The following is a 24,198-nucleotide window of genomic DNA, read 5'->3' as shown; positions in this document are numbered from 1 at the left end:
TCGGCTAGCATGCGGCCGTACGCCCCGACCGACACCGTGCGACACCGCGAGGAGACCCCGATGGCCGGCGAGCCGCAGTCCGACTGCCTGTTCTGCAAGATCGTGGCGGGCGAGATCCCGGCCACCGTGGTGCGCAAGACCGAGCGCGTCCTCGCCTTCCGGGACATCGCCCCGAAGGCTCCGACCCACGTCCTGGTCATCCCGCACGCCCACTACCCGAACGCCGCCGCGCTGGCCGCCGCCGAGCCGCGGATCGCCGGCGAGCTGCTCGCCGAGGCCGGCGAGGTCGCCCGGGACGAGGGCCTCGACGACTACCGGCTGATCTTCAACACCGGCGCGGGCGCGGGCCAGACCGTCTTCCACGCCCACGTCCACGTGCTCGGCGGCATGCCGATGAACGAGCGCATGGTCTGAACGACGTGTCACAGCGCGAACTCGTCGTCCTCGGCACGGCCAGCCAGGTCCCGACCCGGCACCGCAACCACAACGGCTACCTGCTGCGCTGGGACGGCGAGGGCCTGCTGTTCGACCCCGGCGAGGGCACCCAGCGCCAGATGCTGCACGCCGGGGTCTCCGCCACCCAGATCACCCGGATCGCGGTCACCCACTTCCACGGCGACCACAGCCTGGGCCTCGCCGGGGTGATCCAGCGGATCAACCTGGACCGCGTCCCGCACCCGGTGGACATCTACTTCCCGGCCTCCGGGGAGGTCTACTTCGAGCGGCTGCGGCACGCCACCGCGTTCCACGAGACCGCCGTGCTGCGCCCCCGCCCGATCGACGGGCCGGGGCCGCTGCCGGCGCCCGGCGCCCGCTTCGCGCTGGACGCCGTCCGGCTCTCGCACCCCGTCGAGTCCTTCGGCTACCGGCTCACCGAGCCGGACGGCCGCCGGCTGGTGCCCGAGCGGCTGGCCGCGCTCGGCATCGCCGGCCCGGACGTCGGCCGGCTCCAGCACCGGGGAGCGATCGAGTCGGGCGGCCGGCGGGTCACCCTCGACGAGGTCAGCGAGTTCCGCCGGGGCCAGCGGTTCGCCTTCGTGATGGACACCCGGCTCTGCGAGGGCGTCCACGAACTCGCCGAGGGCGCCGACCTGCTGGTCATCGAGTCCACCTTCACCGACGCCGACACCCGGCTCGCCGAGGAGCACGGCCACCTCACCGCTGGCCAGGCCGGCAAGGTCGCCGCCGAGGCCGGCGCGGGCACCCTGGTGCTGACCCACTTCTCGCAGCGCTACCCGGACCTCGGCCAGCACCTCGCCGACGCCCGCAAGCACTTCGACGGCACCGTCGTGCTCGCCGAGGACCTCGCCCGGGTGCCCGTGCCGCCCCGCCGGCGGCCGTGAGCGGCCGGGCGCGCGGAGCCGCGGGCCGGTGGCCGTGCGCCCGGGCGGGGCACCGGTCCCGGGCGGAAAACCGTTCGCGCCGCTCCGCGATCTGCCCCAGCATCGTCGGGAGCGGCCCCGCCGCCCGCCGCAGCGATCACGCTCGCGGCGTACCCTGGTGCCCCGGAAGGACCGCGCGGCACCACGAGACCACGGATTGGGATGAGGCAGGCCCCAGCGCCGACCTATGAGTGACACATCGCAGACCCGTACGAACGGACAGCCGCGCCCCGAACCGGCCGACGAGGGCCGTACCAGCGCCCGGATCGTCATCCCCGAGAAGCACCCGATGGTCACCCTGCTCGGCACCGCGGACTCGCTGCTGAGGGTGATCGAGCGAGGCTTCCCCGCCGCGGACATCCACGTCCGCGGCAACGAGGTGACCGCCACCGGAGAGCGCGCCGAGGTCGCCCTCGTCAAGCAGCTCTTCGACGAGATGATGCTGGTGCTGCGCACCGGCCAACCCCTCACGGAGGACGCCGTGGAGCGCTCCATCGCCATGCTCCGGAGCGCCGTCGACGACCCGGACAGCCCGGCGCCGTCGCAGGTGTTCACCGCGAACATCCTGTCCAACCGGGGCCGCACCATCCGCCCCAAGACGCTCAACCAGCAGCGCTACGTCGACGCGATCGACAAGCACACCATCGTCTTCGGGCTCGGCCCGGCCGGTACCGGCAAGACCTACCTCGCGATGGCCAAGGCCGTCCAGGCCCTCCAGGCCAAGGAGGTCAACCGGATCATCCTGACCCGTCCGGCGGTCGAGGCGGGGGAGCGGCTGGGCTTCCTGCCCGGCACCCTCTTCGACAAGATCGACCCGTACCTGCGCCCGCTCTACGACGCGCTGCACGACATGATGGACCCGGACTCCATCCCGCGCCTGATGGCGGCCGGCACCATCGAGGTCGCCCCGCTCGCCTACATGCGCGGCCGGACCCTCAACGACGCCTTCATCATCCTCGACGAGGCCCAGAACACCTCGCCCGAGCAGATGAAGATGTTCCTCACCCGCCTCGGGTTCAACTCCCGGGTGGTCGTCACCGGCGACACCAGCCAGATCGACCTCCCGGGCGGCACCCGCAGCGGCCTCAAGGTCGTCCAGGAGATCCTGGTCGACGTGCCCGACATCCACTTCTCCGTGCTCACCAGCACCGACGTGGTCCGCCACAAGCTGGTCGGCCGGATCGTGGACGCCTACGAGCGCTGGGACGCCCGGCAGGAGGCCGAGGAGAACGCTCCGTCGGCCCGCAAGCCCGGCCAGCGGCGCCCCGGCAAGACGACCGCACCGCGCGCACCCCGACAGTCCCATCGCACCGAAAGCTGAGTAACCAGCCCGTCATGTCGATCGACATCGCCAATGAGTCCGGTTGGGACGCCGACGAGGAGTCCATCCTCGACGTCGCCCGCTACGCGCTGGACAAGATGCGGATCCACCCGCAGTCAGAACTGTCCGTGATCCTGGTGGACGGTGCGGCGATGGAGGAGCTGCACATCCAGTGGATGGACCTCCCCGGCCCGACCGACGTGATGTCCTTCCCGATGGACGAGCTGCGTCCCGGCAAGGAGGGCGAGGAGCTGCCGCAGGGCCTGCTCGGCGACATCGTGCTCTGCCCCGAGGTGGCCGAGCAGCAGGGCAAGGCGGCTCCGTCCAAGCACTCGATGGACGAGGAGCTGCAGCTGCTCACCGTCCACGGGGTGCTCCACGTGCTCGGGTACGACCACGAGGAGCCGGACGAGGAGGAGGAGATGTTCGGCCTCCAGAAGGCCATCCTCGACGGCTGGCGGGCCGGCCGCGGCCTGGGCGGGATCTCCCCGGCCCCCACCACCCACTGAGCGCGGAGCCCGAACCCCTGTGAGTGGTGAGAGTACGAGTTTCATCCTCGGCGCCGTGCTGCTGGTCGTCCTCGGCTGGCTGGCGGCCTGCGCCGAGGCGGGTATCTCCCGGGTCTCCCGGTTCCGCGCGGAGGAGGCGGTCCGGGCCGGCCGGCGGGGCTCGGCCCGGCTGCTGGCGCTGGCCTCCGACCCGATCCGCTACCTCAACCTGGCCACCCTGATCCGGGTGGCCAGCGAGATGGCGGCGGCGGTCCTGGTCACCGTGGTCTGCGTGCGGAGCCTGGACTCCACCTGGCAGGCCGTGCTGCTGGCGTTCGGCGTGATGGTGCTGGTCTCCTTCGTGGCGGTCGGCGTCTCGCCCCGCACGATCGGGCGCCAGCACCCGCTGACCACCTCCACGGCGGCCTCCTTCGTGCTGCTGCCGCTGGCGGGCGTGCTCGGCCCGATCCCGCGGCTGCTGATCCTGCTCGGCAACGCGCTGACCCCGGGCAAGGGCTACCGCGAGGGGCCGTTCGCCTCCGAGGCGGAGCTGCGCGCCCTGGTGGACCTCGCCGAGAAGGACGACCTGATCGAGGACGAGGAGCGCCGGATGGTGCACTCGGTCTTCGAGCTGGGCGACACCATCGTCCGCGAGGTGATGGTGCCGCGCACCGACCTGGTGATGATCGAGCGTCACAAGACCGTCCGTCAGGCGCTGACCCTGGCACTGCGCTCGGGCTTCTCGCGGATCCCGGTGGTCGGCGACAACGAGGACGACGTGGTCGGCATCGTCTACCTCAAGGACCTCGTGCGGCGCACCCACATCAACCGGGAGGCCGAGTCCGAGGAGGTCGGCGCGGTGATGCGGCCGGCCGTCTTCGTCCCGGACTCCAAGCCGGCCGGCGACCTGCTGCGCGAGATGCAGCAGCGCCGCTCGCACGTGGCGATCGTGATCGACGAGTACGGCGGCACGGCCGGACTGGTCACCATTGAGGACATCCTGGAGGAGATCGTCGGCGAGATCACCGACGAGTACGACCGGGAGATCGCGCCGGTCGAGGACCTCGGTGACGGCTCGTACCGGATCACCGCCCGGCTGCTGGTCGAGGACCTCGGCGAGCTGTTCGGGATCGAGCTGGAGGACGAGGACGTCGAGACCGTCGGCGGCCTGCTCGCCAAGCACCTCGGCCGGGTGCCGATCCCGGGCTCGTCCTGCGAGATCCCGCTGCCCGAGGACGCGGCCACCGACCTGACCGCGATCCGGCTGACCGCGGAGAGCTCGGCCGGCCGCCGCAACCGGATCGGTTCGATGGTCGCGATCCCGGTCCGGGTCTCGGCCGAGGCCCTCCAGGAGTCCGGCGAGTAGCGTTCGGGCGGCCGCGGGGCGACGATGGCGTTATGACTCATCTACTGCGTGCGGAGTACGGCCCGCAGGGTCGGTCGGCCGGGGCGAAGACCTGGCACGTCGTCCGGGCCGCCGAACCCGCGGCGGCCCTCTGCGGCCGCACGATGGACACCGACGCCGAGACCCGGCCGGACCAGGAGTGGGGCACCGGGCTGCGCTGCTGTCAGCAGTGCGGCTCGCTGTACATGCACGAGGTGCCGCACATGCAGGGGAGCCACCCCTACAGCTAGGCACATGCGGGGGTACCGCCCCCCGGAAGCCAGGCCGTGCGCCCGCTCCGCGGTCGGAGTAGCGTGAACGAAGGCCGTTTCGACGTCGCCATGGTGGAGGTCACCATGAAGCTGCAAGACGAACTGCCGGTCGACCACCGGCTGCTCCTGGTCTGGCGGACCGGGGCGGGGCTCGGCGGGATCTTCCTGATCGTGTTCGGCATCCTCGGGCTGGCGGACCATCCCGGCTTCCTGTCCACCGAGGGCGACGACATCGCCGGGATGTCGACCAACGGAGCGCTGAGCATCCTCTCCATCGTGATGGGCGCGGTCCTGGTGGCCGGCGCGGTGATCGGCGGGAACTTCGCCGCCAACCTCAACATGGTGGTCGGCATCCTCTTCGTGCTCTCCGGTTTCTACGGGCTGACGGTGCTCGGCCGGCCGGACGCCAACATCCTCAACTTCCGGATGTCCAACGTGCTGTTCGCGTTCATCTTCGGACTGGTCGTGGTGACCTTCGGGATGTACGGCAGGGTCAGCAGCCATCTGCCGCACGACAACCCGTACTGGCGCAAGCGGTCCGCCGAGGAGGAGCCGCTGCCGAACGGTCCGAAGACCTTCGTCAAGGTCATGCGGCCCGGGCCGCCCAATCCGATCGGCCACTGAGGCCACTGAGGCCGCTGAGGCGACCGACCGGCCGTCCGCGTCGCAGGGCGCGGACGGCCGGTCGGCGGGGCGTCCTATGCTCGGCGCCATGAGTGACATCGTCGAGCTGGATCCCGAAGACAAGAAGATCATCACCCTGGCCCGCTCCGCGCGCGCCCGCAACGGCGTCGCGGAGGGGGCCGCGGTGCGTGACGAGACCGGGCGCACCTACGTGGCGGGCACGGTCGCGCTGGAGTCGCTGCGGCTCAGCGCGCTGCAGACGGCGGTGGCGATGGCGGTGGCCAGCGGCGCCAGGTCGCTGGAGGCGGCCGCCGTGGTGAGCGAGGCCGGGGAGCCGGCCGAGGCCGATCTGGCCGCGGTGCGGGACCTCGGCGGGGCCGGGACGCCGGTGCTGCTCGCCGGACCGGACGGGGCGTTGAAGGTGGCGGCCGAGGCGCGCTGAGGCGCGTCGACGGCATACCGGGGCCCGCCGGGGGACGGCTCGGGGCGCCCGGGGCAGCCCGGGCGCCCGGCCCTCCAGGATCCGCAGATAATCTCACCGGTACAGATGGTGAGCAGGTCGCGGTGAGGGGGCTGGGGGCATGGGACCGTTCGCGTTCTTCGCGGGCCTGCTGCTGGGCGTCATGGGGATGGGCAAGTGGCAGGAGACCGGGTCGCCGTTCTGGCTCTGGGGCTCCGTCGCCTTCCTCCTCATCGTCCTGATCAGCGGGATCTCCGCCGTTCTGGGCGGCAAAAAGGGCTGACGGGGGCGGGCTGTCCGCCGGGCGCCCGGTGATCAGGGAGAATGGGGCCCATGAGTGCCCCTTCCTCCTCGTACCGCTCCGGCTTCGCGTGCTTCGTCGGCCGGCCCAACGCGGGCAAGTCGACCCTGACCAACGCCCTGGTGGGGACGAAGGTCGCGATCACCTCCGACCGTCCGCAGACCACCCGGCACACCGTGCGCGGCATCGTGCACCGCCCGGACGCCCAGCTCGTGCTGGTCGACACCCCCGGTCTGCACAAGCCGCGCACCCTGCTCGGCGAGCGGCTGAACGACCTCGTCCGCTCCACCTGGGCCGAGGTCGACGTGATCGGCTTCTGCCTGCCCGCCGACCAGAAGCTCGGCCCCGGCGACAAGTTCATCGCCAAGGAACTCGCCGACATCAAGAAGACCCCCAAGGTGGCCATCGTCACCAAGACCGACCTGGTCGACTCCAAGCGGCTGGCCGAGCAGCTGATCGCCGTCCACCAGCTCGGTGCCGAGCTGGGCATCGAGTGGGCCGAGATCATCCCGGTCTCGGCGGTCGGTGACAAGCAGGTCGAGCTGGTCGCCGAGCTGATCACCAAGCTGCTCCCGGAGGGCATGCCGCTCTACCCGGACGGCGACCTCACCGACGAGCCCGAGGTGATCATGGTCGCCGAGCTGATCCGGGAGGCCGCCCTGGAGGGCGTCCGGGACGAGCTCCCGCACTCGCTGGCCGTGGTCGTCGAGGAGATGATCCCGCGCGAGGACCGCCCGGCGGACCGGCCGCTGCTGGACATCCACGCGAACGTCTACATCGAGCGGCAGAGCCAGAAGGCCATCGTGATCGGGGCCAAGGGCGCCCGGTTGAAGCACGTCGGCACCACCGCCCGCAAGCACATCGAGGCGCTGCTCGGCACGCCGGTCTACCTGGACCTGCACGTCAAGGTCGCCAAGGACTGGCAGCGCGACCCGAAGCAGCTGCGCAAGCTGGGCTTCTGAGCCCGCCCGCACCGAGCGGGGCCCGTCCGGACGACCGCGTCCGGACGGGCCCCGCGCCGTCCCCTAGGCGCCCTCGCGCAGCACCAGCGAGACCAGCTCCCGTTGCGACTCGGTGAGCTTCGGGTCGGCGCAGTGCACCGTCCGGCCGTCGACGGTGATCTCGTAGTGGAAGCCGTCCGGCACCCCGTAGGAGGGCGCCCGCAGCCCGCCCGCGACGGCCTCGCGGGCGAGCGCGTGCACGTGCGGGGCGTCCGTCCGCGCGGTGGTGTCGAGCTCCGCGCGGCGGACGTTCCCCGCGAGGCCGCCGGTCCGGGTCACCTGGATACGCATGGTGTCCATGGTGCTACGCAGGGATGGCGTTTGCCGGGCTTTTCCAGGACCTTGACCTTATGCGCTCTTAAACCTTATGACCGCTCAAGTCGGGCTCGACCGCGGTCGGGCGGCTCAGGCCGTACTGACCCCGACCTTCGCCCAGGCCGCCGTCACGGTGTCGCCCACCGCGGGCTCGGGGTAGCGGGCCCGGGCGGCCGCCACGGTGGCCCGGGCGAAGGCCGCGAAGTCGGCGTCCCCGGGCAGCTGCCGGCCGGTCAGCGCGTCGTACCAGATCCGCCCGGCCCGCTCCCAGGCCGGTCCGCCGAGCGCGGTGGCCAGCAGGTAGAAGGCGTGGTTCGGGATGCCGGAGTTGATGTGCACGCCGCCGTTGTCCTGGGCGGTGCGGACGTAGTCGCGCAGATGGGCCGGCTGCGGGTCCTTGCCGAGCCGGGGGTCGTCGTACGCGGTCCCGGGCGCCTTCATCGAGCGCAGTGCCACCCCCTGCACGCCCGGGGCGAGCAGGCCGGCGCCGATCAGCCAGTCCGCTTCGCCGGCGTCCTGGCGCAGCGCGTACTGCTTGACGAGCGAGCCGAACACGTCGGAGACGGACTCGTTGAGCGCGCCGGGCTGGCCCCGGTACTCCAGTGCGGCGGTGAACTGGGTGACGCCGTGGGTGAGTTCGTGGCCGATCACGTCGACGCAGGCGGTGAAGTCGCCGAACACCTCGCCGTCGCCGTCGCCGAAGACCATCCGCCGGCCGTCCCAGAAGGCGTTGTCGTAGTCGCGGCCGTAGTGCACGGTGGCGTCCAGCCGCAGACCCTGGTCGTCGATCGAACGGCGGCCGAAGGCGTCGGCGAAGAGGGCGAAGGTGTCGCCGAGGCCGTCGTAGGCGTGGTTGACGGACTGGTCGGGGACGGGCCCCTGGTCCTCCCGGCGGACGGTGCGGCCGGGCAGCCGTTCGCTGTGTCCGGCGTCGCAGACCACCCGCTCCAGGCGGGTGCCGCCGGGCTGCGGCGCAGTGGCGGTGAGGCGGGCCGTGCGGTGCGCGGCATCCAGGGCGAGGGAACGGGCGGCGGGCTCGTGACCGGCCTCGGCGAGGCGGTCCAGGACGTACGGCGGAACGATCGCGCAGAGCGGCGGTTCGGCGGTCATGTGGCCAAGGGTGAGGCATTCGTGACCCGTTGTCACCGGCGTGGACGGAATCGGGCGCCGTCTCAAGGGGTGGAATGTCCGCCCGGCTCACTTCGGGGGCGCGTGCTCCTCGGTTACGCTGGACGACATCATGCGCAACGGGCTGCTTCTTCTTAGCTGCCGCGTCGAGGGCCTGTAGTCCACCAGGGCCGGCTCCCTCGCCGCGGGGACTGTGCTGTGCGCGTTGCAATACTGCGGCCCACCGAGGGGTCGTGCGCGGCAGCAGGCCGGCCGGTCGGGTGTCCATCTCACCCCGACAAGCCCCGCATCACAGGAAGCCGAGAGTCACCTCCATGACCGAGCAGAGCTCCGCCGCGTCCATCCCCGCCGGTCGCGCGTTCGTCGACCGTCCGACGCCGATCACCGCCGCGACCGTGCGCCAGCGGGGCGCCGGCATGCGCCACGGCCGCTACCTGCCGTTCGGCACGGTCGACCTGCCGGACCGCAGCTGGCCGTCGAAGGTGATCACCAAGGCGCCGCGCTGGCTCTCCACCGACCTGCGGGACGGCAACCAGGCGCTGATCGACCCGATGTCCCCGGCCCGCAAGCGCAAGATGTTCGACCTGCTGGTCGGCATGGGCTACAAGGAGATCGAGGTCGGCTTCCCCTCCTCCGGCGCCACCGACCACGCCTTCGTACGGTCGCTGATCGAGGAGGGGGCGATCCCGGAGGACGTCACCATCTCGGTGCTGACCCAGGCCCGCGAGGAGCTGATCGAGAAGACCGTCGAGTCGCTGGTCGGCGCGCCGCGGGCGACCGTCCACCTGTACAACGCGACCGCGCCGCTGTTCCGCCGGGTGGTGTTCCGCAACGACCGGGCGGCCACCAAGGCGATCGCCACCGACGGCACCCGGCTGGTGATGGAGTACGCCGAGAAGCTGCTGGGCGACGACACCGTCTTCGGCTACCAGTACTCGCCGGAGATCTTCGTCGACACCGAGCTGGACTTCGCCCTGGAGGTCTGCGAGGCGGTGATGGACGTCTGGCAGCCGGGCGAGGGCCGCGAGATCATCCTGAACCTGCCGGCCACCATCGAGCGGGCCACCCCGAACGTCCAGGCCGACCAGTTCGAGTGGATGTCGCGCAACCTGTCCCGCCGCGAGCACGTCTGCCTGTCGGTGCACCCGCACAACGACCGCGGCACCGCCGTCGCCTCCGCCGAGCTGGCCTACATGGCCGGCGCCGACCGCATCGAGGGCTGCCTGTTCGGCCAGGGCGAGCGGACCGGCAACGTCGACCTGGTGACCCTGGGCATGAACCTGTTCTCGCAGGGCATCGACCCGCAGATCGACTTCTCCGACATCGACGAGGTGCGCCGCACCGCCGAGTACTGCAACCAGATGGAGGTGCACCCGCGCCACCCGTACGCCGGCGACCTGGTGTACACCTCCTTCTCCGGCTCGCACCAGGACGCGATCAAGAAGGGGTTCGACGCCCTGGAGGCCGACGCGAAGGCGGCCGGCGTGCCGGTGGGCGAGCACACCTGGGGTGTGCCGTACCTGCCGATCGACCCGAAGGACGTCGGCCGCACCTACGAGGCGGTCATCCGGGTCAACAGCCAGTCCGGCAAGGGCGGCGTCGCCTACGTCCTGAAGAACGACCACAAGCTGGACCTGCCGCGCCGGATGCAGATCGAGTTCTCCCGGATCATCCAGGCCAAGACCGACGCCGAGGGCGGCGAGGTCACCCCGGCGGCGATCTGGGCGGTCTTCCAGGACGAGTACCTGCCGACCACCGACAACCCGTGGGGCCGGATCTCGCTGAGCGGCTCGCGCAGCCTGACCACCGAGGACGGCCGGGACGCGCTGACCGCCCAGGCCGTGGTCGAGGGCGCGCCGGTCACCCTGGCCGGTACCGGCAACGGCCCGGTCTCCGCCTTCGCCGACGCGCTGGGCCGGATCGGGGTGGACGTCCGGGTGCTGGACTACGCGGAGCACGCGCTGAGCGAGGGCGGCGACGCCCAGGCCGCGGCGTACGTCGAGTGCGCCGTGGACGGCAAGGTGCTGTGGGGCGTGGGCATCGACGGCAACACGGTGCTGGCCTCGCTGAAGGCGATGATCAGCGCCGTCAACCGGGCGCAGCGCGGGTAGTTCGTACGAGTGGTAGTGGCGGGCCGTCCTCCGGGGCGGCCCGCCGTCGTCGTGGGCGGTCCCGGGTGGGCGGCTGTGGCCTGCGCCACATTTTTTCGGCCCGGAAGCCGTTCGAGGTACTGACACGTGCCGGTAACCATGGCAACATCGACCCACCGGAAATCCGGGTCGGTGGGACGGCCTCGGGGTCCGGTCGCGTGACCTGCCCATTGTTGTGCAGGCCGCCTGCCATGTCTGGGGAGTGGCGCCGTGACAGGGTTGTGGGGTGTTCGCCCGCGCTGGCGGACTGACGTTCTCGGTGACTTCTTCTGTCCAGGCTGCGGCGGTGACCGCAACTACCGCCGGCAGCACGGCCGGCGGTGGCTGCGGTTGCTGGGCGCGGCGGTGCTGCCGCTCGGCCCGGTCGTCCGCAGCGTGCAGTGCACCACCTGCCACGGCCGCTACGGCGTGGAGAGCCTGGACCAGCCCACCTGCGTGCGCCTCGGCGGGATGCTGCGCGACGCGCAGTACACCGTGGCCCTCGCGCTGCTGGCGGCCGGCGGGACGGCGCACCGGGCGGCCCGCGAGGCGGCCTGCGCGGCCGTCCGGGAGGCCGGTTTCGACGACTGCGGCGAGGCCCAGGTGCTCGCCGCGCTGGCCGCGCTCTCCGGGCTCGGCGGCGAACTCCGGGACGCCCACGACCTGGAGGCGTCCTCCGGGCTCGGGGACGCCGGCGCGCTGGCGGTGGAACTGCACGCGGTGCTCGAACCGCTCGCCCCGCACCTGGCCCACCACGGCCGGGAGCGGCTGCTGCTGCAGGGGGCGGCGATCGCGCTGGCCGACGGGCGCTACCTGCCCCAGGAGCGGGAGGCGCTGGCCGCCGTGGGGCGCTGCCTGGACCTGCCGCAGGCGAGGGTCGGGGCGCTGCTGGAGGCGGCCACCCGCGCTTCGTACTAGGCCGCGCGGGCCACGTCCCGGCCGCGCGGGAAGGACCTCGGCCGTCGCACCACGCGGACCCCGGACGGCCGCCCCCGGGACCCCCACGAACCGGGCCCGAACCGCCCCCCGGCCCCCCGGCCGGGCGGCGCCCCACCCCGGGCCCGCCGTGCCCCGCACCGATCGGGTCTCCCCCACGGCCCCGGTGCGGGCCACACGGCTGCCGCCCGGAGGTCGGCCGGTGGGGGACAATGGTGGGATGTCCACACTGTTCGACGCCGGCCGCGAGGCCGCCGCATGAGCCTGTTCCGGGACGACGGCGTGGTGCTCCGGGCGCAGAAGCTCGGCGAGGCCGACCGGATCATCACCATGCTCACCCGCCAGCACGGCAAGGTGCGTGCGGTGGCCCGTGGGGTGCGCAAGACCAAGTCCAAGTTCGGCGCCCGGCTGGAGCCGTTCTCGCACGTGGACGTGCAGTTCTTCAGCCGGGGGAGCGAGCTGGTGGGGCGCGGGCTGCCGCTCTGCACCCAGGTGGAGACGATCGCCCCGTACGGCGGCTCGATCGTCACCGACTACGGCCGCTACACCGCGGGGACGGCGATGCTGGAGACGGCGGAGCGGTTCGCCGAGAACGAGGGCGAGCCGGCCGTCCAGCAGTACCTGCTGCTGGTCGGCGGCCTGCGGACGCTGGCGGCCGGGGTGCACGAGTCGCACCTGGTGATGGACGCCTTCCTGCTCCGCTCGCTGGCCGTCAACGGGTACGGCGCGAGCTTCACCGACTGCGCCAAGTGCGGCCTGGAGGGCCCGAACCGGTTCTTCTCGCTCCAGGCGGGCGGCGTGCTGTGCGGAGACTGCCGAGTCCCCGGTTGTGCCGTACCCTCCCCTGAGACACTGGTACTGCTCGGGGCGCTGCTGTCAGGGGACTGGCGGACGGCCGACACCTGCGAGCCGAGGTACTGGCGGGAGGGCAGCGGCCTGGTCGCGGCCTATCTGCAGTGGCACCTGGAGCGGGGCATCCGCTCGATGAGATACGTGGAGAAGTGAGCACATGGCAGCGCGACGGCTCTTCGGCGGTGGCAAGCAAAGGGAGTACCTCCCCCCGACCCCGCACCCCAGCGGCGCACAGCCCCCGAAGATCCCCGGCGAGCTGGTCCCCAACCACGTCGCGATCGTGATGGACGGGAACGGGCGCTGGGCCAAGGAGCGCGGGCTGCCGCGCACGGAGGGCCACAAGGTCGGCGAGTCCGTGGTGCTGGACGTGCTCAAGGGCGCGATCGAGCTCGGTGTGAAGAACATCTCGCTGTACGCGTTCTCCACCGAGAACTGGAAGCGCTCGCCCGACGAGGTGAAGTTCCTGATGAACTTCAACCGGGACGTCATCCACCGCCGCCGTGACGAGATGGACGCGATGGGCGTGCGGGTCCGCTGGGCCGGCCGGATGCCCAAGCTGTGGAAGAGCGTCGTCCAGGAGCTCAAGGTCGCCGAGGAGCAGACCAGGGAGAACGACGCCGTCACGCTCTACATGTGCGTCAACTACGGCGGCCGGGCGGAGATCGCGGACGCCATGGCGGCCATCGCGGCCGATGTCGCGGCGGGCCGGCTGGACCCGAAGAAGGTCAACGAGAAGACCATCGCCAAGTACCTGTACCACCCGGACATGCCGGACGTGGACCTCTTCCTGCGCCCGAGCGGCGAGCAGCGGACGTCCAACTTCCTGCTCTGGCAGTCGGCGTACGCGGAGTTCGTGTTCCAGGACGTGCTCTGGCCGGACTTCGACCGCCGGGACCTCTGGCGGGCCTGCGAGCAGTACGCGCGGCGCGACCGCCGCTTCGGCGGGGCGATCCCCAACGAGGTCGCCCCCGGCGAGGCCGCGGAGGTCCCCGCGCAGCGCTGAGCCGCCGTCGGGCGCGGTCCGCGTCCCGGCGCCGGGACGCGGACCGCGCCCGACGGGGTACGCCGAAGGGCCCGTGGGAGCCAGCTCCCACGGGCCCTTCGGCGCGGCCGGATCAGGCCTTCTTGGCGCACTCCGCACAGGTCCCGAAGATCTCCAGGGTGTGGGCGATGTCGCTGAACCCGTGCTCGGCGGCTACCGAGTTGGCCCAGCGTTCGACGGCCGGCCCCTCCACCTCGACGGTCGCGCCGCAGTGCCGGCAGACCAGGTGGTGGTGGTGCCCGCTGCTGCAGCGGCGGTAGACGGCCTCGCCGTCGGCGGTGCGCAGCACGTCGACCTCGCCGGCGTCGGCGAGCGACTGCAGGGTGCGGTAGACCGTGGTCAGACCCACCGAGTCGCCTCGGTGCTTGAGCATGTCGTGGAGCTCCTGCGCGCTGCGGAAGTCCTCGATCTCGTCCAGGGCCGCCGAGACGGCGGCTCGCTGCCGGGTCGAGCGGGCGCGCGGCGACGGGCCTGCGGTGGTCACCGTGGGTCCTCCTGGGGGTGTGGGCATCTCGCACCTCATTGTGCCAGCCCCGCCCTCCGGTCCGGAGTGGTCGCGTCGGACGCGCTCTGCCCGGGCAGTTGGACGTCGCAGACCGCGGGGCCGGGGTCGGCCTTCGCCGTCCGGTGCCGGTGGCGGGCCAGCGGCGCGGCGATCGCGCTGAACACCGCGAACACCGCGATGGCGAGCAGCACGATGGCCGGTCCGGAGGGGACGTCGAGCTGGTAGGAGCCGGTGACGCCGGCCAGCGAGACCAGGACGCCGAGGCCGATCGAGGCGGCCTGGGTGGCGGCGAAGGAGCGGGTGAGCTGCTGGGCGGCCACCACCGGGACCACCATCAGCGCGCTGACCAGCAGCAGCCCGACCACCCGCATGGCGACCGTGACGGTGATCGCGGCCATCACCGCGAGCAGCAGGTTGAGGAGGCGCACCGGCAGGCCGGTGACCCGGGCGAAGTCCTCGTCCTGGCAGATCGCGAAGAGCTGGCGGCGCAGGCCCACGGTGACGCCGATGACCACGGCGCCGAGGACGCCGATGGTGACGAGGTCGGCGGGGGCGACGGTCAGGATGGAGCCCCAGAGGTAGCTCTCCAGGCTGCCGGCGCCGGCCTGGGCGGACTTCGAGACGAGCAGCTTGCCGCAGGCCATGCCGCCGTAGAACAGCATGGCGAGGGCGATGTCGCCGCGCTGGTTGCCGCGCGAGCGGACCAGCTCCATGGTGACGGCGCCGAGGACGCAGACCAGGACGGCCATCCAGACCGGGCTGGTGTCGAAGATGAAGCCGAGGCCGACCCCGGTCATCGCGACGTGGCCCATGCCGTCGCCCAGCAGTGCCTGGCGCCGCTGCACCAGGTAGATGCCGACGGCCGGCGCGGTGATGCCGACCAGGACGGCGGCGAGCAGGGCGCGCTGCATGAAGTCGTAGGAGAGCATCTCGGTCATGCGAGCAGCCTCGGCGGGGTGTGGTCGGCGTGCGGATGGACGTGGTCGTGGCCGGGCAGGGCGTGCAGGCCGGTGTTGGGGACGGGCGGGCCGTCGTGCGCGACGCAGCCGTCGCGCAGCACCACGGCGCGGTCGATCAGCGGCTCCAGCGGCCCGAGTTCGTGCAGCACCAGCAGCACGGCCGCACCGCGTCCGACCTCGGCGCGCAGGGTGTCGGCGAGCACCTGCTGGCTGGTGGCGTCCACTCCGGCCATCGGCTCGTCCATGATCAGCAGGTCGGGGGTGCCGACCAGGGCGCGGGCGATCAGCACCCGCTGCTGCTGGCCGCCGGAGAGGTCGGCGACGCCGTCCCCGGCCCGGTCCAGCATGCCGACGGCGGTCAGCGCGCGGTCCACCGCGTCCCGGTCCCGGCGGCGGAAGGGCAGCAGCCGGTGCTGCGGGAGCCGCCCGGTGGAGACCACCTCGCGCACGGTGGCCGGCACGCCGGAGGCGGCGGTGGTGCGCTGCGGCACGTAGCCGACCCGGTGCCAGGCACGGAACTTGGCGAACGGGATGCCGAACAGGTCCAGGCTGCCGTGCTCCAGCGGGACGGCGCCGGTGACGGCCTTGACGGTGGTGGACTTGCCGGAGCCGTTGGCGCCGAGCAGGGCGACCACCTCGCCGGGTTGCACCGTGAGGTCGACGCCGCGCAGCACCGGCCGGCCGCCGCGCGAGGCGACGGCGTCGTGCAGGCGGACGGCCGGGGGTATCGGGTGGGTCATGGCGTGTTGTCGTCCCCTCAGCTGGTGGTGGCGCCGGCCGTGCCGAGCGCGGCCCGCAGGTTGGCGAGGTTCTGCTCCATCACCGTCAGGTAGGTGTCCTTGGCCGGGTCCTTGACACCCTCCAGCGGGTCCAGCACCGCGGTCCGGAGGCCGAGGTCCTTGGCGACGGTCTCCGCGAGCTTGGGGCTGACCAGGGTCTCGAAGAAGATCGTGGTGACGCCGTTGTCCTTGGCGGCCTTCTGGACGTCGGCCAGCCGGGCGGGGGTGGGCTCGGACTCCGGGTCGACGCCGTTGATGGCGACCTGGGTGAGGCCGTAGTGCTCGGCGAGGTAGCCGAAGGCGGCGTGGCTGGTGACGAAGGTCCTGGTGTTCGCGTCCTTGAGGCCGTCCCGGAACCGCTGGTCCAGGGTGGTGAGCTTGCCGACCAGTTCGTCGGTGTTCTTCCGGTAGTCGGCCGCGTGCGCCGGGTCGGCCTTGGCGAACTCGGCGCCGACGCTCTGGGCGACCGCCGCGTAGCGGGTCGGGTCGAGCCAGATGTGCGGGTCGCCGGGGGCGCCGTCGTGCTGGTGGCCGTCGCCCTCGGCGTGGCCCTCCTCGCCCTCGCCGAGGTGGTGGTCGACCAGCGGGCTGGCGGCGGTGGCGTCGACGACGTGCTTGGCGCCGGAGTCGGCGACCGCCTTGTCCACGGTCGGCTGGAGGCCCTTGAGGTAGAGCAGGGCGTCGGCCTTCTTGACGCTCGCGACCTGCTTGGCGGTGAGGTCGAGGTCGTGCGGCTCGGTGCCGGCCGGGGTCAGGGTGGTGACCTTGACGTGCTCGCCGCCGATCTGCGAGGCGAGGAACTCCATCGGATAGAACGAGGCGACGACGCCCAGCTTGCCGTCCGTGCCCTTGGCGCCGCCGTCCCCGCCGCAGGCGGTGAGCAGGAGGGTGCCGGCGAGGGTGGTCGCGGTCAGGGCGAGGACGGTGCGGGTAGGTCGTCGGATCATCATGACAACCATTCTCAGGTTAGATGGAAATGATTGTCAAATCACTCGGACGGGTGAACGGTGGATGGTGATGGTTGGGCGGGGCCGGGCGATACCGATTTGAACCCCGTACCCGTATGGCCGGTAACCTGAGGTATTCGGGTACGCGCAACCAGCCGTGCCCTGACCGTGCCGTCGTACTGAAGAGAGCACTGTGGCCGCCGACAAGATCGACACGATCGTCAGCCTGAGCAAGCGCCGTGGCTTCGTCTACCCCTGCAGCGAGATCTACGGCGGCACGCGTGCCGCCTGGGACTACGGGCCGCTGGGCGTCGAGCTGAAGGAGAACATCAAGCGCCAGTGGTGGCGCGCGATGGTCCAGGCCCGTGAGGACGTCGTCGGGCTCGATTCGTCGGTGATCCTGGCCCGTGAGGTCTGGGAGGCCTCCGGTCACGTCGCCACCTTCAACGACCCGCTGACCGAGTGCCTCTCCTGCCACAAGCGCCACCGGGCCGACCACCTGGAGGAGAAGTACGAGGCCAAGCACGGCTACCCGCCGGCGAACGGCCTCAAGGACATCAACTGCCCCGACTGCGGCACCAAGGGCTCCTTCACCGAGCCCCGGGAGTTCTCGGGCATGCTGAAGACGCACCTCGGCGTCACCGAGGAGGCGGGCGGCCTGGCCTACCTGCGCCCGGAGACGGCGCAGGGCATCTTCACCAACTTCAAGGCCGTCCAGACGACCTCGCGCAAGAAGCCGCCGTTCGGCATCGCCCAGACCGGCAAGAGCTTCCGCAACGAGATCACCCCCGGCAACTTCATCTTCCGCACCCGCGAGTTCGAGCAGATGGAGATGGAGTTCTTCGTCAAGCCGGGCGAGGACGAGCAGTGGCACGACTACTGGCTCCAGCAGCGCTGGGACTGGTACGTCGACCTCGGCCTGCGGACCGAGAACATGCGCTTCTTCGAGCACCCGAAGGAGAAGCTGTCCCACTACGCCAAGCGCACGGTGGACATCGAGTACCGCTTCAACTTCGGCGGCCAGGAGTTCTCCGAGCTGGAGGGCGTCGCCAACCGCACCGACTACGACCTCACGGTGCACAGCGAGGCCTCCGGCCAGGACCTCAAGTACTTCGACCAGGAGTCCGGCGAGCGGTACTTCCCGTACGTCATCGAGCCGGCGGCGGGCCTCAACCGCGCCATGCTGGCCTTCCTGATCGACGCCTACTTCGAGGACGAGGCGCCCAACGCCAAGGGCGTCCTGGAGAAGCGCGTCGGCATGCGGCTGGACCCGCGGCTGGCCCCGGTCAAGGTCGCGGTGCTGCCGCTGTCGCGCAACGCCGACCTCTCGCCGAAGGCCCGCGGCCTGGCCGCCGACCTGCGCACCGCGTGGAACGTCGAGTTCGACGACGCGGGCGCGATCGGCAAGCGCTACCGCCGCCAGGACGAGATCGGCACGCCGTTCTGCGTCACCGTCGACTTCGACACCCTTGAGGACAACGCGGTGACCGTGCGCGAGCGCGACACCATGTCGCAGGAGCGCGTCTCGCTCGACCAGGTCAAGTCGTACCTGGCCGCGCGGCTGATCGGCTGCTGACCGCAGCACACCCGGCCGTCGCGCCGAAGGAGCCCCCGTCCGCCTTCCGGCGGGCGGGGGCTCCCCGCGTCCGGCTCGTCGAATCCGCCGACCCCGGCCTACCGGCGGCCCCAGCGGGAGCGCGGCGGGCCGGCCGGGGCGGTCGGCAGGCCGGCGCCGCGCAGCGAGGCGAGGGTGCTGCGGTGGCGGCCCTCGTCCTCCAGGAGGGCGGCCAGCAGGCCGTCGTAGAGCCGCCGGTGCGGGGCGAGCGCGGTGGCGAGCCGGACGAGTTCGGCCGGCGGGCGCAGCGCCGCGAGGTCGCGCAGCAGGACGCCGGACAGTGGCTCCGGCAGGGTGCCGGCCAGGTCGGTGAGCTCGGCGGCGGGCCGGCCGGCGGCCTGGCGCAGCAGCGTCCGGGCGTCCTCGGAGCGGCCGGCCCGCTCCAGCCCGGCCGCGAGGGCGGCCAGCTCGGCGGTGGGCGCGGAGCCCCACTCCCAGAGCAGGGTGGCGCTGTCCGCGTGCTGGCCGGCCCGTTCCAGGGCCACCAGCAGGGCCGGCAGCGCGTCGGCCGGGTAGGCCCAGAGGGCGTGGAACAGTTCGGTCGCCTCCTGGGCCAGGCCGGCGGAACGCAGTTCGGCGAGGGTGCTGGCGGCCTGCGTCGGAGTGCCGGCCGCGGCGCCGCGGGCCAGCTGGACGGAGGCGTCGGGCGGGCCGCCGCGGGCGAGCAGACCGGCCAGCCGGGCGGTGTCGAGCGGGAGGAGCAGGGCGGCGGCCTGGCCCAGCAGGGAGGTGATCTCCTGGGTGGCGCCCTGGCGGTGCAGAGCGGTGATCCGCTCGGCGAGGGCGGTGAGTTCGGCGGGGGAGCGGCGCCGGGGCGGCTCCGGTGGCTCTTCGGGCGCGGGCGGTGGCTGGGGCGCCGGGACCGTCCGGGGCGGGGTCGGTTCGCCGGCCTCCTCGGGGCGGGACCGCGGGGAGCCGAACCGGGCCCCGGTGGCGGGTGGCGGCGGAGCGGCTCGGCGCGCCGACGGGGCGTGCGCTCCTTCCTTCTCCCGCACGCCCCCGAAGCGGGCGCCGGTGGGCTGCCGGGGCACCGGATTGCGGACCGGCGGCTGGCGCAGCCGGTCCTCCAGCGCGGTCAACTGCTCGCTGAGCTCCAGGCAGCGGGTGCCGAGCCCCTCGCGCAGCGTCCGCGCCTGGGCCAGCTGCCGCAGCAGTTCCGCGTCCGGCCGCTGCCGCTCCGGGACGGCCCGCACGGCCTCGGCGAGCCGCCGTTCGCGCTGGTTGGCGTACTGCCGGGCTCGCAGTAATTCGTCCAGCTCGGCACGGAGGTCGAGCGCGTCCTGTTCGCTCTCGCCGCTGTGCTGAGCCGGGGGTTGTTCCGTGTGCCGTATCCGCATGATCGCCGCACCCTGTCCATCTCGACCCTGACTGCGGGTCATCCTGGCGTCGATATACGGCGACAGAGTTACGGGAGTGCGTCGAAATGTTTGCGACTGCCGTCCAGGACCGCGCAGACGGCACCGGTGGTGAGCAAGCCGACGACGGCCGCCCGGAGCAGAGCCGCCTCGAAGTACGGGTCGGTGGACCACCGGACGGCCAGGTATCCCGCCCCCGCGCCGACGGTGGCGGGCAGGGCGAGCCGGCCCGCGCGCCGGCCGACGGCGGCGATCAGCACCGCGGCGCCCGCCGCGGCGGCCAGCCGGGGCGTGCCGAAGCTCCCGGCGTACCGGAGAGCGAGGGCGGGGACGAGGAACAGCGCGAGGCCCCGGCCGAGGGAGTCCGTGAGCGCGGCCACGCGGGGGCCGGCCGGGGCGCCGGGCCGTTTCGCCGCCAGGACGCGGGTCGCGCCGAGCACGGCGACCGCGGTGATCATGCCCGTGAGCCGTTCGCCGAGCCGGGAGAGGTTGTAGAGCAGCACGGTGTCGTAGAGGGCCAGCATCAGGGAGCCGAAGGCCCACAGCTCGACCGCGAGGACGAGCGGCCCGGGGGAGCGGGGCGCGGTGTCCGCCTCCCGCCCCGCGATCCGGGCGAGCAGCGGCGCGGTGACCAGCGCCGACACGACCCGGATGACCAGGTCGTCCACCGTGTACGGGTTGCGCAGCTCCCACTCCACCGCGCAGAACGCGACGGTGTACGAGCCGGCGGCGAGCGGGAGCAGCGGTGAGCGGGCCACCCGGACGTACAGCTGCCGGTCGAGCCGGCGCAGCACGGCGAGGAAGGCCAGCAGGACGAGCGGGAGTTCGAGGAAGGCCTGGACGCGCAGCACGGACGGCGCGAGCAGCTCGGGTGCGGGGGTGTGGGCGGCGACCCAGTCGACGAACGGGTTGCCGCGGGGCACGGCGAACCACCCGGGGGGCAGGTAGCGCGCGACGAACGCGGTGCTGCCGTCGTGCACGCGCTGGACGTAGACGGCGAAGGCCAGTTGGTTGAGGAGGAGCAGCGCCACGACGGCGGCGAGCAACGCCTCCGGCCCGGGCGCTCCCCCGCGCCCGGGCCGGACCTCCCGCCGCAGCACCCTCGGGGTGAGGGCGAGCGCGGCGCCCACCGACAGCACCGCCGTGGCGTCCAGGGCCGGGGCGATCGTGCTCATCGGCTCCTCCGGCGGGTCGCGCTTCTCCGGCTCGTCGTGCTCGTCGTTCTCGTGGCGCTCGTGGCGCTCGTGGCGCTCGTGGCGCTCGTGGCGCTCGTCGTGCCCGTCCTGCTCGTGGCGCTCGCGATGCTCACCGGGCCAGCCGGGTGCGGGCCTCCATCAGGGCGAAGCCGAGCAGGTTCTCCCCGCGCCAGTCGGCCGGTCGTGCGGCCCGTTCGTCGTCGGCGGCGAGACCGATGCCCCAGAGCCGGTCCACCGGGCTGGCCTCGACCAGGACGCGCTGCCGGGTGCCGAGGAGGTAGTCGCGGAGGGCGTCGTCCTGCCCGAACTTGGCGACATTGCCCGTCACCACCAGCTCGAACCGCCCGGCGGCCCAGGTGGGTTCGTCGAACCCCCGCACCTGGCGCCCCAGCTTCTTCGCCTCGGCCGGGCTCCGGGCGGCGAGGATCCGCGGCACGATCGCCTCGTCGCCGAACAGCCGGGCCTTCCCGGCCATCATCCAGTGCTCGGCGCTCGCGTACGTCACGCCGTCCACGGTGAAGGGGGACGGCCACCACTGGCTCAGCGCCCCCTGCCCGACCGAACCGTCCTGCTGCGGCTGATGCCCCCAGAACATCAGCCACTTCGGCTCGGCGCCGGAGGCGACGGCCGCCACCAGCTCGGCCCGGTTGCGGGTGTCGAGGGGGTTCCCCTTCTCCATGCTGCTCATATCGTCATCCTGACGCAAAGGGGCGCTTGGTGCCAGTGATTTGATCGGGGCGGTCCGCCCGTGACCGACTCCGGGAACGGGGCTGAATCCTTTGCGCAGGGGTGTGCCTCTTATGAATGTCTCCGACGAAAGGGTCGGACCGGACTGGGAGGTTCTCGTGATCGTTGGCATCGCCGTGGCTGTCGCCCTGCTGCTGCTGTGCACCTGCACCGTGGTCGTGATGAGGAAGCGGGGGCGGGGCCGTGGCTGACGCGGGGGGCTGGCCGGGGGAGCGCCTGGTCCACGCGGCGCAGCGGGGGGACGTCGACTCGATCGCCGCGCTGGTGTCGGGGGCGCACCCGCATGTGCGGCGGTTCGCCCGGACGTTGTGCGCCTCGCCGGAGGATGCCGAGGACGCGGCGCAGGAGGCGCTGATCATCCTGTACCGCAAGATCGGGATGCTGCGGGCCTCCGGTGCGCTGGCGTCGTGGATGTTCCGCATCGTGCGCAACGAGTGCCTGCGCCGGGCGCGGGTACTGCGGCGGGACCCCGTGCCGTCGGGGGACGAGACCGTGCTGTCGGCCGAGGAGGAGGTGCTGCGACGCCTGGAGGCCGGGCGGGTCGCGGCGGCGATCGCCGCGCTCCCGGCAGACCAGCGGCGGGTGCTGGTCATGCGGGACATCCAGGGCCTCGACGGGCGGACGGTCGCCGACGCGCTGGGGCTGAGCGGCGCGGCGATGAAGTCACGACTGCACCGGGCGCGATCGGCCGTCCGCTGCGAGCTGCGGGCCGCGCCCGAGACCGTCCTCGGAGGCATCGGTGAGTGATCGACCCGACTTCGCGAGTGCGTCCCTGCCCCGCCACCTGGTGCGCGGCGCGGTGGGGTTCGGCGGCCTGATCGGCGCCTTCGCGCTGCTCCCGGTGGTGGGGCCGGCCGCGCTGCTGCTCCTTCCGATCGGCGTGCTCGCCCTGCGCGGATGCCCGATGTGCTGGACGATCGGGCTGATCCAGACCGTCTCGCGGGGCCGCCTGGAGCGCTCCTGCACGGCGGACGGCCAGTGCCGGCTGACCGTCGCCGGGTCCGGCTGACGACGCCCCGCGCACCCGAGCGCGCCCGACCGCGACTTCGCGGGCGGGCGCGCGGGCTGTGCGGGAGCCGGTCGTGACCCGGCCGTCCGGGGTCACCCGATGGAGCGGGGGAGCCGGGTGGTCAGGTACAGGATGCTGAAGGAGCCCAGCAGTTGGACGGCGAGGCAGAGGGCCAGCGCGCGGTCCATGCCCACGGTCGGGGCGAGGGCCAGGTAGAGGCTGCCGAGGGTGGCCACGCCGAGGGCCAGGCTGGACTGCTGGCTGGTGGCGAGGACGCCGCTGCCGACGCCCGCGCGGTCGGCGGGCACCTTGGAGAGGACCACCCGGAACAGCGGGGTGCCGATCAGGCCCTGCCCGATGCCCGCGAGCGCGACCCCGGGGGCCATCCGCAGTGGGGAGAAGTGCGACCAGTCGGCGAGCACCGTCAGGATCAGGGCGGCCAGGCCGAGCGCCTGGACGACGGCGCCGGCGGTCAGTACCCGGCTGCCGAAGCGGCCGATCAGCCGGGGGCCGGCGAGCGAGGCCCCGAAGTAGCCGACGGCCATCGGGACGAGCGCCCAGCCGGCCGCCACCGGGCCGAGCCGCAGGCCCTGCTGGAGGGCGATCGCGATCACGAACATGAAGCCGCCGAAGCCGCCGAAGTAGGGGAGGGCGATGCCGAGCCCGCGCCGCATCTCGGGGATCCGCAGCAGGCTGGGCGGCACCAGCGGGGTGGCGCCCCGGCGTTCGGCGCGGGTCTCGACCAGGGCGAAGGCGACCGCGAGCACCGGGGAGAGCGCGAGCAGCACCCAGGACCAGAGCGGCCAGCCGGCGGCGCGGCCCTCCATCAGCGGGACGAGCAGGGCGAGCATGGTCGCGGTGAGCAGGAGGGTGCCCAGGACGTCCACCCGGGCGGCCTGCGGGGAGCGGCTCTCCGGCACGTACCGGAGGGCGAGCACGAGGGCGAGCAGGGCGAACGGGACGTTCAGCAGGAAGACCGAGCGCCAGCCGGTGCCGAGGACGTCGGCGGCGACCAGCATCCCGCCGAGCACCTGGCCGACCACCACCGAGATCCCGGCGACCGCGCCGTAGACGCTGAGCGCGTGGGCGCGGCGGGCGCCGTGGGTGGCGGCGGTGATGGTGCCGAGGACCTGGGGGACGATCAGGGCGGCCGAGGCGCCCTGGGCGGCGCGGGCGGCGACCAGTGACCAGGCACCGGGGGCGAGCCCGCAGGCGAGCGAGGTGAGGGCGAACGCGGCGGCGCCGACCACGAAGAGCCGTCGGCGGCCGAAGATGTCGCCGAGCCGTCCGCCGAGGACGAGCAGGACGGCGAACGCGATGCCGTACCCGGCGGCGACCAGCTCCAGCACGGCGGGGCCGGCGGCGAGGTCGCGGTCGATGGTGGGCAGGGCGACGTTGACGATGAAGAAGTCGAGCATCGGCAGGAACGCCCCGAGCAGTACGGTGACCAG

General features: G+C 72.7%; 27 protein-coding genes. 17 read left to right on the top strand and 10 right to left on the bottom strand.

What is annotated here, in order from left to right:
- Positions 1-60: 60 nt before the first annotated feature.
- The 10 genes from OG618_RS13090 to era all read left to right on the top strand — a co-directional run bounded on the left by OG618_RS13090 (position 61) and on the right by era (position 7,194).
- Positions 61-414 carry a histidine triad nucleotide-binding protein gene (locus OG618_RS13090; protein WP_329487584.1) on the top strand — a complete coding sequence of 118 codons (354 nt, stop codon included), beginning with the start codon at positions 61-63 and terminating at the stop codon, positions 412-414.
- 5 nt (positions 415-419) lie between these two features.
- Positions 420-1,343 carry a ribonuclease Z gene (locus tag OG618_RS13085; RefSeq protein WP_329487583.1) on the top strand — a complete coding sequence of 308 codons (924 nt, stop codon included), beginning with the start codon at positions 420-422 and terminating at the stop codon, positions 1,341-1,343.
- Positions 1,344-1,569: 226 nt separating this feature from the next.
- Positions 1,570-2,703: a PhoH family protein gene (locus OG618_RS13080; protein WP_396487028.1), complete on the top strand. Its 1,134-nt coding sequence runs from the start codon at positions 1,570-1,572 to the stop codon at positions 2,701-2,703.
- A gap of 14 nt (positions 2,704-2,717) precedes the next feature.
- A complete protein-coding gene (ybeY, locus tag OG618_RS13075) occupies positions 2,718-3,212 on the top strand; it encodes an rRNA maturation RNase YbeY (RefSeq protein WP_329487582.1) in 495 nt (164 codons plus the stop codon).
- A gap of 19 nt (positions 3,213-3,231) precedes the next feature.
- Entirely contained in the window at positions 3,232-4,557 is a 1,326-nt protein-coding gene (locus tag OG618_RS13070) for a hemolysin family protein (protein WP_329487581.1), read from the top strand.
- A gap of 32 nt (positions 4,558-4,589) precedes the next feature.
- Positions 4,590-4,826: a hypothetical protein gene (locus OG618_RS13065; RefSeq protein WP_329487580.1), complete on the top strand. Its 237-nt coding sequence runs from the start codon at positions 4,590-4,592 to the stop codon at positions 4,824-4,826.
- A 63-nt stretch (positions 4,827-4,889) separates the two neighbouring features.
- A complete protein-coding gene (locus tag OG618_RS13060) occupies positions 4,890-5,471 on the top strand; it encodes a DUF4383 domain-containing protein (RefSeq protein WP_329487579.1) in 582 nt (193 codons plus the stop codon).
- Between the two features lie 88 nt (positions 5,472-5,559).
- Positions 5,560-5,913: a cytidine deaminase gene (locus OG618_RS13055; RefSeq protein ID WP_329487578.1), complete on the top strand. Its 354-nt coding sequence runs from the start codon at positions 5,560-5,562 to the stop codon at positions 5,911-5,913.
- 139 nt (positions 5,914-6,052) lie between these two features.
- The gene (locus tag OG618_RS13050) at positions 6,053-6,214 is read left to right on the top strand and encodes a hypothetical protein (protein ID WP_329487576.1); all 162 of its coding nucleotides are present in this window, start codon (positions 6,053-6,055) and stop codon (positions 6,212-6,214) included.
- A gap of 50 nt (positions 6,215-6,264) precedes the next feature.
- Positions 6,265-7,194, top strand: coding sequence for a GTPase Era (gene era, locus OG618_RS13045; protein ID WP_329487573.1), 930 nt, complete (start codon positions 6,265-6,267; stop codon positions 7,192-7,194).
- 63 nt (positions 7,195-7,257) lie between these two features.
- Here the strand turns inward: era and OG618_RS13040 are convergent, their stop codons facing one another.
- On the bottom strand, positions 7,258-7,524 hold the full coding sequence (locus OG618_RS13040) for a protealysin inhibitor emfourin (protein WP_329487572.1): 267 nt from the start codon (positions 7,522-7,524) through the stop codon (positions 7,258-7,260).
- Between the two features lie 114 nt (positions 7,525-7,638).
- Positions 7,639-8,658 (bottom strand): M4 family metallopeptidase, encoded by a 1,020-nt coding sequence (locus tag OG618_RS13035; RefSeq protein ID WP_329487571.1) that lies wholly within the window; start codon positions 8,656-8,658, stop codon positions 7,639-7,641.
- 332 nt (positions 8,659-8,990) lie between these two features.
- Between OG618_RS13035 and leuA the strand changes: the two genes are divergently transcribed.
- The 4 genes from leuA to OG618_RS13015 all read left to right on the top strand — a co-directional run bounded on the left by leuA (position 8,991) and on the right by OG618_RS13015 (position 13,596).
- Complete coding sequence (gene leuA / locus OG618_RS13030; protein WP_329487570.1) at positions 8,991-10,787, top strand: 2-isopropylmalate synthase; 1,797 nt, start codon at positions 8,991-8,993, stop codon at positions 10,785-10,787.
- A 249-nt stretch (positions 10,788-11,036) separates the two neighbouring features.
- Complete coding sequence (locus OG618_RS13025; protein ID WP_329487569.1) at positions 11,037-11,723, top strand: TerB family tellurite resistance protein; 687 nt, start codon at positions 11,037-11,039, stop codon at positions 11,721-11,723.
- A 276-nt stretch (positions 11,724-11,999) separates the two neighbouring features.
- On the top strand, positions 12,000-12,746 hold the full coding sequence (gene recO, locus OG618_RS13020) for a DNA repair protein RecO (RefSeq protein WP_329487568.1): 747 nt from the start codon (positions 12,000-12,002) through the stop codon (positions 12,744-12,746).
- A gap of 4 nt (positions 12,747-12,750) precedes the next feature.
- Positions 12,751-13,596 (top strand): isoprenyl transferase, encoded by an 846-nt coding sequence (locus OG618_RS13015; RefSeq protein WP_329487567.1) that lies wholly within the window; start codon positions 12,751-12,753, stop codon positions 13,594-13,596.
- A 112-nt stretch (positions 13,597-13,708) separates the two neighbouring features.
- On the opposite strand, the gene OG618_RS13010 is transcribed toward OG618_RS13015, so the two are convergent.
- From OG618_RS13010 to OG618_RS12995, 4 genes are read right to left on the bottom strand one after another with little or no spacing between them, the layout of a single operon-like run.
- Positions 13,709-14,119: a Fur family transcriptional regulator gene (locus OG618_RS13010; protein WP_329487566.1), complete on the bottom strand. Its 411-nt coding sequence runs from the start codon at positions 14,117-14,119 to the stop codon at positions 13,709-13,711.
- A gap of 35 nt (positions 14,120-14,154) precedes the next feature.
- Positions 14,155-15,078 (bottom strand): metal ABC transporter permease, encoded by a 924-nt coding sequence (locus OG618_RS13005; protein WP_329487564.1) that lies wholly within the window; start codon positions 15,076-15,078, stop codon positions 14,155-14,157.
- Positions 15,075-15,839 (bottom strand): metal ABC transporter ATP-binding protein, encoded by a 765-nt coding sequence (locus OG618_RS13000; protein WP_329487562.1) that lies wholly within the window; start codon positions 15,837-15,839, stop codon positions 15,075-15,077. The genes OG618_RS13005 and OG618_RS13000 overlap by 4 nt, the downstream gene beginning before the upstream one ends.
- Positions 15,840-15,856: 17 nt before the next feature.
- Entirely contained in the window at positions 15,857-16,828 is a 972-nt protein-coding gene (locus OG618_RS12995) for a metal ABC transporter substrate-binding protein (RefSeq protein WP_329487561.1), read from the bottom strand.
- Between the two features lie 190 nt (positions 16,829-17,018).
- Here OG618_RS12995 and OG618_RS12990 point away from each other — a divergent pair, with 190 nt between their 5' ends.
- Positions 17,019-18,401, top strand: a complete 1,383-nt coding sequence (locus tag OG618_RS12990) for a glycine--tRNA ligase (RefSeq protein WP_329487560.1) — start codon at positions 17,019-17,021, stop codon at positions 18,399-18,401.
- Positions 18,402-18,499: 98 nt separating this feature from the next.
- Here the strand turns inward: OG618_RS12990 and OG618_RS12985 are convergent, their stop codons facing one another.
- The 3 genes from OG618_RS12985 to OG618_RS12975 form a co-directional block, all read right to left on the bottom strand.
- The gene (locus tag OG618_RS12985; RefSeq protein WP_329487559.1) at positions 18,500-19,777 is read right to left on the bottom strand and encodes a hypothetical protein; all 1,278 of its coding nucleotides are present in this window, start codon (positions 19,775-19,777) and stop codon (positions 18,500-18,502) included.
- A gap of 68 nt (positions 19,778-19,845) precedes the next feature.
- Positions 19,846-20,970, bottom strand: a complete 1,125-nt coding sequence (locus OG618_RS12980) for a hypothetical protein (RefSeq protein ID WP_329487557.1) — start codon at positions 20,968-20,970, stop codon at positions 19,846-19,848.
- 130 nt (positions 20,971-21,100) lie between these two features.
- Positions 21,101-21,679, bottom strand: coding sequence for an NADAR family protein (locus OG618_RS12975; protein WP_442906790.1), 579 nt, complete (start codon positions 21,677-21,679; stop codon positions 21,101-21,103).
- Between the two features lie 242 nt (positions 21,680-21,921).
- Between OG618_RS12975 and OG618_RS12970 the strand changes: the two genes are divergently transcribed.
- A complete protein-coding gene (locus tag OG618_RS12970; RefSeq protein WP_329487555.1) occupies positions 21,922-22,485 on the top strand; it encodes an RNA polymerase sigma factor in 564 nt (187 codons plus the stop codon).
- Positions 22,478-22,747 carry a hypothetical protein gene (locus tag OG618_RS12965; protein WP_329487553.1) on the top strand — a complete coding sequence of 90 codons (270 nt, stop codon included), beginning with the start codon at positions 22,478-22,480 and terminating at the stop codon, positions 22,745-22,747. Before OG618_RS12970 ends, OG618_RS12965 begins: the two co-directional genes overlap by 8 nt.
- Before the next feature lie 92 nt (positions 22,748-22,839).
- Here the strand turns inward: OG618_RS12965 and OG618_RS12960 are convergent, their stop codons facing one another.
- Positions 22,840-24,165, bottom strand: a complete 1,326-nt coding sequence (locus OG618_RS12960; RefSeq protein ID WP_442906940.1) for an MFS transporter — start codon at positions 24,163-24,165, stop codon at positions 22,840-22,842.
- Positions 24,166-24,198 lie beyond the last annotated feature (33 nt).

The organism is Kitasatospora sp. NBC_01246 (genome assembly GCF_036226505.1).
Taxonomy (GTDB): Bacteria; Actinomycetota; Actinomycetes; order Streptomycetales; family Streptomycetaceae; genus Kitasatospora.
This window is presented reverse-complemented; position numbering and strand designations above follow the sequence as displayed.

Coding starts and splice junctions, on each gene's coding strand:
- ybeY (WP_329487582.1), top strand. CDS start 2,718: ATGTCGATCGACATCGCCAATGAGTCCGGTTGGGACGCCGACGAGGAG.
- OG618_RS13050 (WP_329487576.1), top strand. CDS start 6,053: ATGGGACCGTTCGCGTTCTTCGCGGGCCTGCTGCTGGGCGTCATGGGG.
- OG618_RS12985 (WP_329487559.1), bottom strand. CDS start 19,777: ATGCGGATACGGCACACGGAACAACCCCCGGCTCAGCACAGCGGCGAG.
- OG618_RS13040 (WP_329487572.1), bottom strand. CDS start 7,524: ATGCGTATCCAGGTGACCCGGACCGGCGGCCTCGCGGGGAACGTCCGC.
- OG618_RS13000 (WP_329487562.1), bottom strand. CDS start 15,839: ATGACCCACCCGATACCCCCGGCCGTCCGCCTGCACGACGCCGTCGCC.
- era (WP_329487573.1), top strand. CDS start 6,265: ATGAGTGCCCCTTCCTCCTCGTACCGCTCCGGCTTCGCGTGCTTCGTC.
- OG618_RS13065 (WP_329487580.1), top strand. CDS start 4,590: ATGACTCATCTACTGCGTGCGGAGTACGGCCCGCAGGGTCGGTCGGCC.
- recO (WP_329487568.1), top strand. CDS start 12,000: ATGAGCCTGTTCCGGGACGACGGCGTGGTGCTCCGGGCGCAGAAGCTC.
- OG618_RS13035 (WP_329487571.1), bottom strand. CDS start 8,658: ATGACCGCCGAACCGCCGCTCTGCGCGATCGTTCCGCCGTACGTCCTG.
- OG618_RS12995 (WP_329487561.1), bottom strand. CDS start 16,828: ATGATGATCCGACGACCTACCCGCACCGTCCTCGCCCTGACCGCGACC.
- OG618_RS13005 (WP_329487564.1), bottom strand. CDS start 15,078: ATGACCGAGATGCTCTCCTACGACTTCATGCAGCGCGCCCTGCTCGCC.
- OG618_RS13055 (WP_329487578.1), top strand. CDS start 5,560: ATGAGTGACATCGTCGAGCTGGATCCCGAAGACAAGAAGATCATCACC.
- OG618_RS12975 (WP_442906790.1), bottom strand. CDS start 21,679: ATGAGCAGCATGGAGAAGGGGAACCCCCTCGACACCCGCAACCGGGCC.
- OG618_RS13080 (WP_396487028.1), top strand. CDS start 1,570: ATGAGTGACACATCGCAGACCCGTACGAACGGACAGCCGCGCCCCGAA.
- OG618_RS12960 (WP_442906940.1), bottom strand. CDS start 24,165: ATGCTCGACTTCTTCATCGTCAACGTCGCCCTGCCCACCATCGACCGC.
- OG618_RS13015 (WP_329487567.1), top strand. CDS start 12,751: ATGGCAGCGCGACGGCTCTTCGGCGGTGGCAAGCAAAGGGAGTACCTC.
- OG618_RS13090 (WP_329487584.1), top strand. CDS start 61: ATGGCCGGCGAGCCGCAGTCCGACTGCCTGTTCTGCAAGATCGTGGCG.
- leuA (WP_329487570.1), top strand. CDS start 8,991: ATGACCGAGCAGAGCTCCGCCGCGTCCATCCCCGCCGGTCGCGCGTTC.
- OG618_RS12980 (WP_329487557.1), bottom strand. CDS start 20,970: ATGAGCACGATCGCCCCGGCCCTGGACGCCACGGCGGTGCTGTCGGTG.